Genomic DNA, 12658 nt, shown 5'->3' on the forward strand with positions numbered 1-12658 from the left:
GGATTTTCTTCAGGTGGTGGACGAGGAGAGATTCGAACTCTCGGTACAGTTACCCATACGCATCCTTAGCAGGGATGTGGTTTCAGCCAGCTCACCCACTCGTCCATTTGAAGACGGGAATTATAGTCATTTTAGTATAACAATTAGCTTAAATAAAACAAGTTTATATTATAATCTTATAAAGCACTATAAGGAACATATTATCAAGCTAGTTATATACTTTTTTTTTACTACTTTATTATTAGCAAATCCATACCCTGACTTCACAAAAGAAGATTTTATTTATATCCAAAAAAAAGCTGGAAAGATAGCAAAAAACAGAACCCAAGATTACCAAAAAACCATATCTTCATATAAAAAACTTTCAAAGAAAAGACAGTTAGAAAAAGTAAACTTATATCTAAATCAGCTTCTACCGCAATATGATGATGTAATGCATAAGCAAAGAGATTATTGGGCTACGCCAAAAGAGTTTCTAATAGGTGGTTTTGGAGACTGTGAGGACTATGTAATCATTAAGTATTTCACTCTTTTAAAATTAGGCTTTGATAAAAAGAGACTCTATTTGACCACTGTTCATGAGAAATACATTGGTGGTTATCATATGGTTTTGAGTTACTTTGATAAAGAAGGCGAATCTCCTCTTATTCTAGATAATCTTAGTTTTAGAATACTTAAACTTGAAATTAGAGAAGACTTAGAAGCAGATATTTTTATAAACGCAAATGGAGTCTATAAGATAGATAAAAATAACAGACTAAGCAAAGTAAAAAACTACTCTGCTAAGTTCCAAGAACTACTTGAAAGAGTAAAAAAAAATCGTTAAAGTTTTTCTAAAATCTTAGCTACTACTTCTGCTGGATTCTCAGATTGATATATTGGACGACCAACAACTATGAAGTCAACCATAGCACTTTTAGCAAATGTTACATCTGCAACTCTTTTTTGATCTCCTACATCTTCACCAAAAGGACGGATACCAGGGGTTAGAGTCATAAACTCTTTAGATGTGATATTTTTTATAGATTCGCTTTCATAAGCCGAACATACTACACCATCAAGCCCACTTTCATGTGCATCTTTTGCAAACTGGTCGGCTTTAGTTGCTATTGTCTTTTCATAAACTTCTACAAACTCATCTTCACTAAAGGATGTAAGAGCCGTCACAGCTAAAACTATAGGTCTTGAAGGATAAGACCTTAGTCTATCCATTACGCCACTCATAGCACGTTTACCTGCCGATGCATGAACATTAAACATATCAACGCCAAGTCCCATAATAGACTCAGCAGCATCTGCCATAGTATTTGGGATGTCATATAGTTTTAAGTCTAAAAATATTTTAAAATCAGGATTTACCTTTTTGATGGCGAGTAGAAACTCTTCGCCATCACGGATGTAAGTGCGAAGACCTACTTTTAGCCAGACATCATAATTTTTTATTTTTTCAACTAATGCTAAATTCTCTTCTTTTGTGGATAAATCAAGTGCAATACAAAGTTCCATAGTTTCTCTTTTTATATTTAAATTATGAAATTATATCATTTTGAATACTATTATTCTTAGCCTTCGAATTTAAGGCCGCATTATCCATAATTTCAAGCTCTTTTTTTGCACTAAATACTATCTTTGAATCAGAAGTAAAATCTAATACTTCGCTCTTTTTGTCATACTCTATCTGAGAGAGTATAAGTTTCATGGTTTCAAGTCTAGCTTTGTGTTTATTACTTGAACGTATAACATGCCAAGGTGCTTTTTCATGGCTTGTATGTTTTAACATTCTGTATTTTGTATCAGTAAAGTTCTCCCACATACTTTGTGCCTGAAGATCTATCTCACTTAGTTTCCACTGGCGAAGAGGGTCTGTTCTTCTTTGCTCAAACCTTTGTGCCTGTTTTTCTTTGCTGACGCTAAAATACAACTTTACCAGTACGGTGCCATGATCAACTACTGACTCTTCAAAATTTACAACATGCTTCATAAAGAGTTCATACTCATATTCGGAACAAAAGCCAAACACATGTTCAACCATTGCACGGTTATACCAACTTCTGTCAAAAAGTACGACCTCTCCACCAAAAGGGAAATGTTTTATGTACTTTTGAAAATACCACTGTGTTTTCTCTTCTTCACTAGGACGTCCAAGAGCAACAATACGGTAATGTTTAGGGTTCATATATTTACTTACACTGCCGATTACACTACCCTTTCCAGCCGCATCTCGTCCTTCAAAAAGTATGATTAGTTTTTGCTTATGTTTCTCTAGATGCTGTTGCAGTTTTACAAGCTCAGCCTGATAAGATTCGAGTGCTAAATTCTCAGCATAAGTTACTAAAGCTTCCTCTTTTTGAGCCTGATTTAAATAATCTGTATTCATAATTTTTCCAATATATATAATAATATTAAAACTATATCCATTTTTTTAAATATTTGGTAAAAAATATTACTTTTTTTAAAAATATTTTCATGATTTTAAAGGCTAAAACAGGCACATCTAAAGACTAAAAAAAGTTGCACATGCAAAAGTAAAAAAAAGATGTATTATTCCAAAAATCATTTTAAAACAAAGAGGAATTAAATGGCAAATTTGGCAGTTAATGAACAGATACTGATGCCCTTTACAATTGATACTAAACCTGTAATAGAAAAATATCTTGCAAAACTGGATGTTGATCTTAGTGACTATACTTTTGCGGCTAATTACATCTGGCTTGCAACAGCAGTGGCTTTTATGCAATCATAAACAAATGCTTTTGTCTATTTGTAATGACAGGCGGTGAGTTAACAATGTTATTGCCTCCTTTGGGAAAGAAAAAGTATATTACGGATGCAATGATACGCTGTTTTGAGATTATGAATGCAAACAACAGCTCTCCATATTATGCTCGTATAGATTATGTTCAAGAATCTATGGTTGAAGAGTTTGTTCAATCTACAGATGAAGCAGAAAATATGTTCGTAATGTTAGAAAACTATATTGTAGAAAAAAAATTGGTTGATTATATCTACTCAGTTGACAGCTTGATTGAGCTACGCGGTAACAGTTACCATACAAAACGTACAGAGATAAACAAGTTTACAAAATCTTATCCTGATTATGTCATAGAGCCACTAGACAGCGTTAAACATAAAGATGAGATTATGCAGCTGTTTAATAAATGGGTATCTGACAGAGTTAGATATATGCCAGGAGAAGAAGCTGAAAATTTCCTTGAAGGTATTCATCAAGAGAGGCATGCAGTTAAACACATGTTGAAAGATTATGAAAGCTTGTCTTTAATAGGATTGGTAATTTACATTAATGGTGAGTTAAAAGGCTTTACAGTTGGTGAGCGTATTAATGATGACACTGCTACAGTAATTATTGAAAAGACGGATTTTGAGGTTCTTGGATGTGCTCAGTTCATCTTCCGTGAATTTTCAAAAATGCTTAAAGAACATTATGGAGTTACTTATATAAATGTCGGTGATGATATGGGCTTTGAAAACCTAAGAAAGGTTAAAATGTCTTATCGTCCGTTTAAGCTTGTTCCAAAGTACACTATTTACCAAAAATGATAATCCGTAAATCAGGACCTGCCGATGTAGCTTCTCTTTATAAATTAGAACAAGAACTTTTTAGTATAGAGAACTTTCCTCTATCTAAAAGCTCTTTTACTTATCATCTGCGTAATAATCTTTTATATATTGCTGAAGTTGACGGAAATATTGCAGGCTATGTTTTAGTACTAATAAAACGCGTAAACGCTAAATTATATTCTATAGGAGTTGACGAAGCATACAGAGGTAAAAAGATTGCCCAGATGCTATTGGAGAAAATTTCTAAAGAGTTAATCTCTTTAGAATTTAAACGTCTAGTTTTGGAGGTTCGTGTAGATAATGAAGCGGCGATATCTTTATATAAAAAATTAGGTTTCAGTGTGATAAAAAGATTAAAATCTTTTTATCGTGATGGATGTGACGCTTATTTTATGGAGTACGAATATGCCGGCAAGGCACTATAAAACACTTTTTAAAGAATTAGGAAATAGCAAGCTTCTTAAACTTCAAGTTACAGTGTTGTTTTTAACTACTTATATAGACTGGACTCTTATGCCTTTTATAGCAAAATTGGAAGGTCTTTACTTACCAGTTTTTATGATTAGTTTTTATATGCTTCTTGGTGCTACCGATGGCTTGATTCAGCCACTATTTAAGAAGGTAAAAATTTATCAAATTTATCTCTTTGTAATTATTTTAGATGTTATACAAATATGTAGTTATATGCTTGCAGAGATTGATATATTACTCTTTACATATGCAATATTAAGTATTTTTACTCTGCAAGCGATCACATTTGAAATTTCAAGAATTCATACTGTTGATTTTATGAAAAATGAGATTGAGATTAAAGATTATTTGATGTTACGTTCATTTGTTGTATCTTCTTCTATTATTGGTGGAGCTGTAACTGCTATGGTTCTTGACTATTTTGATATTGATTTAAAACATGTGTTATCTTTACTCGCATTTTTTGGAGTATTCGCTATATTTATAGAGTATAAGCTTTATGCAAAATTTAAGAAGATTGTTCAAATAGAAGAGACGATTATTCAAAGACAAAAAGCTTTCTTAAATGAAAAGATCAATCTTTAAATCATACAAAGCTATTGATAGTTTTAAGTAAAGTAGGAGAGCCCTACTTTACCATTGCAGCAATTTTTTCAACAATACTTGGATCTTCAAGAGTTGAAATATCTTGAGTTACTTCTTCATTCTTAGCTATAGAACGAAGGATTCTTCTCATAATTTTTCCTGAACGTGTTTTAGGGAGTCCGGAAACAAAAACCATATCATCACAAAGAGCAATATTTCCAATCTCTTTTTTGATTATATTGTTAATAGCTTTCACTTCTTCAACTTCATCAGCAATACCGTCATCTGATTTAAGAACGATGTATGCAAAAATACCTTCACCTTTTAATGGATGTGGTTTACCAACAACTGCAACTTCTGCTACGTTGCTATGTTTCTTGATTGCAGCTTCAACTTCAGCTGTTCCCATACGGTGACCTGAAACGTTGATAACATCATCTGTACGACCAGTAATAGTAATATAACCATCTTCATCATAAACAGCACCGTCACCTGTAAAATAAACTGGTTTTCCATCTTTTTCAACATCACCAAAGTATGATTTAACATATCTTTCTTCATCTCCCCATACACCACGGATTTGTGCAGGCCATGGCTTAGTTATACACATGTAACCTTTTTCACCAACTTCAACTTTTTCTCCAGTTGCAGGATCTAAAATCTCAGCCATTATTCCGGGTAGTGGAAATGTAGCACATCCAGGTTTAATAGGAGTAGCACCTGGAAGTGGAGAAATTACATGACCACCAGTCTCAGTTTGCCAATATGTATCAACGATTGAACATCTACTTTGACCCACTTCTTCGTAGTACCATTTCCATGCCGGTGGATCAATTGGCTCACCAACAGTTCCTAGAACTTTTAGTGAACTCATATCATACTTAGCTGGTTCGTGCTCACCCATCTTATGTAAAACACGGATTGCTGTAGGAGCTGTATAAAATTGGTTAATTCTATGGTTTTCAACCATAGACCATGGACGACCAGCATCTGGAAAAGTAATAACACCTTCAAACATTACAGTCGTTGCACCCATTGCAAGTGGACCATACACTATGTACGTATGACCTGTAATCCAACCAACATCAGCTGTACACCAGTAAGTATCATTTTCTTTAACATCAAATACCCACTCCATAGTCATCTGTGCCCAAAGAATATAGCCAGCTGAGTTATGTTGAACACCTTTTGGTTTACCAGTTGAACCTGAAGTATAAAGTAAGAAAAGTGGGTCTTCACTATCCATTACCTCAGGTTCACATTTTGAACTTTTTCGCTCGATCATTTCATTGTAAGAATAATCTCTACCAGCCACCCATTCAACATCTTCATGATTTCTTTGAACAACAATAACTTTTTCAACTGGAGTTTTACCCTCAAGAGCAGCATCTACAACCGGTTTTAGCATATATGGTTTCTCTTTTCTAAAAGCGCCATCTGCAGTAATAACTACTTTTGCCTCAGCATCTTCAATTCTATCACGTAGTGCTTCAGAAGAGAACCCACCAAATACGATAGAGTGGATTGCACCGATTCTAGCACATGCTAACATCGCATAAGCAGCTTCAGGAATCATCGGCATATAGATAACAACTCTATCACCTTTTTTTACATGAAAGTCTTCTTTTAGAAGATTTGCAAATCTGTTTACATGCTTATATAGGTCTAAATAAGTAATAGTTTGAATATCACCTCTATCACCTTCAAAAATAATAGCAGCTTTATTTTTACGACTATCTAAATGACGATCTATACATTGAGCAGAAACATTTAATTTACCACCATCAAACCACTTTACAAATGGAGCATGTGATTCGTCTAAAACATTTGTAAATGGTTCTATCCAATCGATCTTCTCTTTTGCTGCATCACCCCAAAAACCCTCATAATCTTCCATTGCTTTGTCTTGAAGGTCATGATACTCACACATATTTTTAATATTTGCATTTTTAGCGAACTCTTTGTTTGGTTTAAAAACTGGCTTTTTGTCTGACATTATCTTTCCTTTGTTAATTTTAAATATATCATTGCTGTCATAATAGCATCATTGACAGCATTATGCGCTCCCATGTCGGGAACACCACACTTTTTTAAGATTGTATCAAATCGTAAATCAATATTTCCTTGAGGAATCAAAGAAATTGTTTTATCAAAGTATATTTCAGATACTTCTATCATTTTATTTGGAAGTGTTATCCCAAACATAGGTTTTATATACTTGTTAATCATACTTACATCAAATTCTAAGTAATACCCAACAAGTGGACGCGAACCTATAAAATATAAAAACTCTCGTATAGCTTCATCAGTTGATTTTGCATTTTGCAAATCAATAGGACGGATTCTATGTATCTCTATGCTTTTAGAACTTATTTCACAAGAATTTTTTATAAAAACTTCAAAAGTTTGTGAAGTTATAATTTTATTATCTTTTACTTTAACAGCACCTATAGAGAGAATATCATCTTTCTTTGGATTTAAACCTGTCGTCTCTGTATCAAATACAACATATTCACCACTGCTATCTTCTTCGAATAAAAACTCAAAATCTTTATCTGTAAGTCTTGATCGGTTTACTTTTGTTTTTAAATCTCCAATAAAAGAAAAAAACATTATGCAACCATATTTAAATGAAAGTGAAAAATCATAAATTTTTTAAACTTGTTTATGATTTTAAAACTGTCTTTTAACAAATCTCTTTGAATCTTTTCAAGATTTCGAGGGTTAATATAGTTGCTCTCATCAATAGTTTTTGCTTCTAACATCGCTTTGAGTCTAATTGCACTAAGAGTATCAAAACTCTCAATAAGTTCAGTTGCAAAGTTCTTATCTATGACCCCTTTATTGTTTAGTGCTTTAATTCTTTCTATTGTGTTTGTTTGAGTAATTTCGTATTGCAGACACAGAGTTCTAATCCCATGAACTAGCGCAAAAATACCCCCTTTTTTTAGATCTAATTTATTTTGATGCTCTTTTTCTAAAACAAATCCTGAAAATAGAGAAAGAGGCGTATCAAAATTTAGTACAGCTTTTGCAACATGAGCAAGCACATCATCTCTTTGATGAAAATGATGATGAAGATAAGCAGTCAACTCACTTAAAAGCTCTGCATCTCCTCCCACACATTTAGCATCTACAAATATACTAAGGTTTTGTACATCTGTATCACTCATACTAGTAGTCCACTCATTTATAAGTTCTTTATATCCAGCTACATTCCTTCGCCAAAATTTATTACTTACCATAACATTTCCCAAACATTTAGGGAAACCTAATTCTAATAAGTAAGAGTTAAGTTTCATCATAGACTCTGTAAAAATTTCTACATCTAGACCATCTCTTATAATCAGGGCATTATCCTGATCAGACTTAATAGTCTGTTCATCTCTACCTTCACTTCCCATAACAATAAGAGCACAATCTTTTTGCAAAGGGGCATCCACACACATATCAAACACTTTTTTGTATACTTTAAGGTTAAGAGTAGAGACGAGTTTAGTTATATACCTAACTTTAACACCTTTTACTCTCAGGGTTATTATAAGATTTCTAAGATCATCTTGAAGTATTTTTAAATCATCTATAGTTACTGCTTTATCGATTTGAACTGCAACTAGATGCGAATGATTAGCAAAATAGCTTAGAAGATCTAACTGCTCAAGAACACCTACTATTTCACTGTTTTGCATTACTACGACTCTTTTTATCTCACTTTGTGTCATTTTCAAAAGAGCATTAAATAAAAAATCTTCTATATCAATACTTATAAGTCCTTTAGTAGCTATTTTACTGATCTTATCTTTTGTATCAACACCGCCAATAAGTACGTGACGTCGTAAATCACTATCTGTTACAATACTATAATCATTAGCATCTTTGACAATAATAACATGTGCTTTTAACTCTTCTTGTTTTTTTAATGCAGCATGTATACTTACATTTTCTTCAACAACACAAGCTTTGTGTATAAATATATCTGAGACTTTTGCAATTAAGAATCCAGATAAATCACTTTGCATGTCATAGTTTTTAAGATGCTGATGGCGAGTAACAAAATCTTGTAAGAAGTAGCTTTGTACATTTTTGTTCTGCATTAATTCTAAAAAATCATCTTTTTTTATCTCATAACATATAAGATCTTCATCAACAACAAATTTTCCTTCACATTTACCATATATCAAAGCATCTGCATCAAAAGTATCTCCATGAGAATATACATTATGAATTTCTTCATCAATTAACTCTGTAACAGAACCTTTAATAATAATATAAAAAGCGATTGAAGGAATGTTTTTAGAGATAAGTAGCGTATCTTTTGGATAGTAGGCTATATCTATTTTTTTCATAAGATTGTCGAGCGTAGTTGTGCTTAAGAGTTCAAATGGATGTATGGACTCGATAAGTTTTCGCTGATCTAAAATACTCAAGTAAATGCTCCAAATAAATTCTGACACAAAGTGTCAAGCTTTTAGAAATGCTAAGTCGCCTCAGCGGCGCAAGTGGCACAAAAGGAATTACTTCCTTTTGCGAGACTAATGTTCACTAGCACCCTCAGCGCCAATACCAGTTTGACTTCTGATATATTGAGCTTCAAATGCTTCAATCTCAGCCTCAGCATCATGACTTTTGTCAGTAATTGAAAAGAACCAAATACCAACAAATGATACTGTTACAGAAAAGAGTGCAGGATATTTATAAGGGAAAATTGCTTCTGCATTTCCTAAAATTTGAACCCATACAATTGGACCAAGTATAACAAGTAAAACTGCCGTAGCAAGACCTAAAGATCCACCAATTACAGCACCACGAGTTGTAAGTTTTCTCCAGTACATAGAAAGGAAAAGGATTGGGAAGTTGGCAGATGCGGCAATAGCAAAAGCAAGACCAACTACAAATGCGATATTTTGTTTTTCAAACATAATACCCATAATAATAGCAACGATACCTAAAATAACAGTAGCAATTTTAGAAACTCTCATTTCAGCCAAACCGTCAGCTTTACCTTTTTTGATAACAGATGCATAAAGGTCATGTGAAATCGCAGACGCACCAGCTAAAGTAAGACCAGATACAACAGCTAAAATAGTTGCAAATGCAACAGCTGAAATAAATCCTAGGAAGAAATCACCACCAACAGCGTGACTTAAGTGAATCGCAGCCATGTTATTTCCACCAAGAATTGGAGAACCCCCATCAATAGCTTGTTTTGCCATATCTAAATATTGTGGATTTTGAAATACCATAACAATCGCACCAAAACCGATGATAAAAGTAAGAATATAAAAATAACCGATAAAACCTGTTGCATAGAAAACTGATTTACGAGCTTCTTTTGCATCACTTACTGTAAAAAATCTCATTAAAATGTGAGGAAGACCAGCTGTACCAAACATAAGAGCTACCGCAAGTGAAATTGCCGAAACAGGATCACTTATTAGTCCACCTGGGCTCATTATTTCAATACCTTTCATTTCAACAGCTTGAGCGAAAAGTGAACCAAAACTAAAGTCATAGTGTGCCATAACAGCTAAAGCCATAAATGTTGCACCTGAAAGTAGTAAGAACGCTTTAATAATCTGTACCCATGTAGTAGCAAGCATACCACCAAATGTTACATAAAGAATCATAAGAACACCAACAAGAATTACCGCTACTTCATACTGAAGACCGAACAATAGTTGAATAAGCTTACCCGAGCCAACCATTTGAGCGATTAGGTAAAGAATTACTGTTGCGATTGATCCAGATGCCGCTAATGAACGGATTGGAGTTTGACGAAGTCTATAAGATGCAACGTCAGCAAAAGTATACTTACCTAAGTTTCTAAGTGGCTCAGCAATCATAAAAAGAATAATTGGCCAACCAACCAAGAAACCAATTGAATAGATAAGACCATCATAACCTTTTAAGTATACAAGACCAGAAATACCAAGAAATGAAGCCGCTGACATGTAGTCACCAGCGATAGCCATACCATTTTGGAAACCTGTAATTCCACCACCGGCAGTGTAGAAATCTTTTGCGCTCTTTGTTCTTTTTGCAGCCCAGTAAGTTATACCTAAAGTACCACTAACAAATAGCAAGAACATAACGATAGCAGACATATTAAGTGCTTGTTTTTGGATTTCACCATCAATTGTACCAGATGCAAAGACAGCAATTGCTCCCAATATTAAAAATAAAAATATTCTATTCATATTCATCTAGTCTTCCTTTAAAGATTGTTTGATTTTATTGCTTAAATCATCAAACTCACCGTTTGCACGTTTAGTGTATATTCCTGTAAGAATAAATGCAAATACAATAATTGCCATACCGATAGGAATACCGATAGTTGTAACAGAATCAGAAGATAAAGGAATCCCTAATACTGAAGGATCAAATGCTATTGTTAAAATAAATGTAAAATACACCACCAACATAGCAATAGAGAGTTTTATCGCAAAACCAGATCTTTTAGATACTAGTTCGTGATAATCAGGGTTTGCTTTGATTTTATCAACGAGTTCTTTGTTCATATTTTTTTCCTTTAATTACTTTTTATATTAGAAATTATAGTTAGCTATAAGTCTATATTCATTCCAACCAGTATCCTTTCCTTGAGTAGCTTCTGCAAAGTCTCTTGGAAAGTTTCCACGAAAACGAAGTTGAAGATTTTTCACCGATGCTGGGTAATACTTGATATCAAAACCAGGCTCTGTAGATGTTCTTGAAACTCCATAACCACTGTTTGCATCCACATCATAAGATGCATAGTAAGCAGCTGCTGAAAGATTAGTTCCTAAATCTTTAAACGAGTATGCAACTACTACTTTAGTAGCTTTTGTACCTGCTAAAAATTGGTGACGAGTTACCATCCCTTGTGTATATGCCGGCATACCACCAAACTGAGATACGATTGCATTTTTATAGCTGTTATCTCCTGTGTCATTTTTTCCAGTTTGAGAGTATGCTACATAACCACTGATACCTTTATATTTAGCAGAAACTTTTGCTGCCCAGTATAGAGAATCAATATTACCATCACCACCGATTGTAGAATATTTCATATATTCGTTACCAACACTGTTTTGCTTAATAACTTGTGCAGAAAGACTTACAATACTTACCTGTGCAGTTGCATCTGCATAAATAGTGTTATACAAGTCCCAAGTATAGTCATTTGATAGTTTTGCTTCAAAATCTTTGTTCTTAAAACTTACTAAGAAATTAGTCACACCAGAAGTGTCTTTACCAACAGTAGCTTGACCAAGATTTTGATATGTTCCAGTACCAGCATTTCCATTTACAGGATAACCACCAGTTGCTGCCAATATTCCACCACTGTAAACATTACTGAATGTACCATAAGCAATTGTATTAACATGAGCTACTTGAATATTAACGTTATTAATATCTTTATTTGTGAATTTATATGCCTCAAAAGTATTTGGGATCATTCTAGCATCATCACTACCCATCATTGGTACATCATAACGTTGATAACCTAGTTTAAGATTACTATTTGTTCCAAATGATTTCATATCATAATTTACATACGCTTCACCAAGAATTGAGTAACTATCATGATTAGTCCCCAATAATGATGGATCAACAACATCTAAATCAAATGTATAAATTTGACTTGTCGTATAAAAAGAAGCTCCTAAGCTAAGTCCTTTGTATGTGCCAGTTTCATACTTTAAATGACCACCGATAGCAGTTGAATTACGATGAGTATCATTACCAGAACCACCTTCATATTGACGATCTATATAAAACATACGGATTTGACCGCTTGTCTTACCCTCACTAAACATTGAACTCAAGTCATCAGCGGCTTGAACGCTTAACGAGCTTAAAATTCCTATAACCATTGCACTTAGTGCTATATTCTTTTTCATATATCTTCCCTCAAAATCTATTTAACATTTTAATAATAAAATAGAAGAATAGCATGAACGTAGCAATAGCAAAATTCAAAGATTTGTATCACGTTATTTTTAAAAGCGTGAAGATAAGTAACTTAATACATCCCCCCATA

11 protein-coding genes, 1 tRNA gene and 1 pseudogene are annotated in these 12658 nt (G+C 33.5%); 4 read left to right on the forward strand and 9 right to left on the reverse strand.

The window, feature by feature from the left end:
- Positions 1-14: 14 nt before the first annotated feature.
- Positions 15-105: transfer RNA gene (locus tag ACLHDE_RS10600), tRNA-Ser, on the reverse strand.
- Between ACLHDE_RS10600 and ACLHDE_RS10605 the strand changes: the two genes are divergently transcribed.
- Positions 77-826 carry a transglutaminase-like cysteine peptidase gene (locus tag ACLHDE_RS10605; RefSeq protein ID WP_415396388.1) on the forward strand — a complete coding sequence of 250 codons (750 nt, stop codon included), beginning with the start codon at positions 77-79 and terminating at the stop codon, positions 824-826. The genes ACLHDE_RS10600 and ACLHDE_RS10605 overlap by 29 nt on opposite strands.
- On the opposite strand, the gene pyrF is transcribed toward ACLHDE_RS10605, so the two are convergent.
- Both pyrF and ppk2 read right to left on the reverse strand, forming a co-directional pair.
- Complete coding sequence (gene pyrF / locus ACLHDE_RS10610; protein WP_415396389.1) at positions 823-1506, reverse strand: orotidine-5'-phosphate decarboxylase; 684 nt, start codon at positions 1504-1506, stop codon at positions 823-825. The genes ACLHDE_RS10605 and pyrF overlap by 4 nt on opposite strands.
- Positions 1507-1528: 22 nt before the next feature.
- Positions 1529-2377 (reverse strand): polyphosphate kinase 2, encoded by an 849-nt coding sequence (ppk2, locus tag ACLHDE_RS10615; RefSeq protein ID WP_415396390.1) that lies wholly within the window; start codon positions 2375-2377, stop codon positions 1529-1531.
- A 201-nt stretch (positions 2378-2578) separates the two neighbouring features.
- Between ppk2 and ACLHDE_RS10620 the strand changes: the two are divergent.
- From ACLHDE_RS10620 to ACLHDE_RS10630, 3 genes and pseudogenes are all read left to right on the forward strand, one after another.
- Positions 2579-3558, forward strand: a pseudogene (locus ACLHDE_RS10620) (DUF2156 domain-containing protein).
- Complete coding sequence (gene rimI, locus ACLHDE_RS10625; protein WP_415396391.1) at positions 3555-4004, forward strand: ribosomal protein S18-alanine N-acetyltransferase; 450 nt, start codon at positions 3555-3557, stop codon at positions 4002-4004. Before ACLHDE_RS10620 ends, rimI begins: the two are co-directional and overlap by 4 nt.
- A complete protein-coding gene (locus tag ACLHDE_RS10630; RefSeq protein ID WP_415396392.1) occupies positions 3985-4635 on the forward strand; it encodes a hypothetical protein in 651 nt (216 codons plus the stop codon). The genes rimI and ACLHDE_RS10630 overlap by 20 nt, the downstream gene beginning before the upstream one ends.
- A gap of 43 nt (positions 4636-4678) precedes the next feature.
- Here ACLHDE_RS10630 and acs read toward each other — a convergent pair whose 3' ends face one another.
- The 6 genes from acs to ACLHDE_RS10660 form a co-directional block, all read right to left on the reverse strand.
- On the reverse strand, positions 4679-6631 hold the full coding sequence (gene acs / locus ACLHDE_RS10635; protein ID WP_415396393.1) for an acetate--CoA ligase: 1953 nt from the start codon (positions 6629-6631) through the stop codon (positions 4679-4681).
- Positions 6631-7248 (reverse strand): 3'-5' exonuclease, encoded by a 618-nt coding sequence (locus tag ACLHDE_RS10640; RefSeq protein WP_415396394.1) that lies wholly within the window; start codon positions 7246-7248, stop codon positions 6631-6633. Before ACLHDE_RS10640 ends, acs begins: the two co-directional genes overlap by 1 nt.
- Positions 7248-9062, reverse strand: a complete 1815-nt coding sequence (locus ACLHDE_RS10645; RefSeq protein ID WP_415396395.1) for a putative nucleotidyltransferase substrate binding domain-containing protein — start codon at positions 9060-9062, stop codon at positions 7248-7250. Before ACLHDE_RS10645 ends, ACLHDE_RS10640 begins: the two co-directional genes overlap by 1 nt.
- Before the next feature lie 105 nt (positions 9063-9167).
- Positions 9168-10838 (reverse strand): cation acetate symporter, encoded by a 1671-nt coding sequence (locus tag ACLHDE_RS10650; RefSeq protein WP_415396396.1) that lies wholly within the window; start codon positions 10836-10838, stop codon positions 9168-9170.
- Positions 10839-11153: a DUF485 domain-containing protein gene (locus ACLHDE_RS10655; RefSeq protein WP_415396397.1), complete on the reverse strand. Its 315-nt coding sequence runs from the start codon at positions 11151-11153 to the stop codon at positions 10839-10841.
- 27 nt (positions 11154-11180) lie between these two features.
- A complete protein-coding gene (locus ACLHDE_RS10660; RefSeq protein ID WP_415396398.1) occupies positions 11181-12518 on the reverse strand; it encodes an OprD family outer membrane porin in 1338 nt (445 codons plus the stop codon).
- Positions 12519-12658: the final 140 nt, after the last annotated feature.

This window comes from Sulfurimonas iocasae, from assembly GCF_047716755.1.
In the GTDB taxonomy this organism is placed as follows: Bacteria; Campylobacterota; Campylobacteria; order Campylobacterales; family Sulfurimonadaceae; genus Sulfurimonas.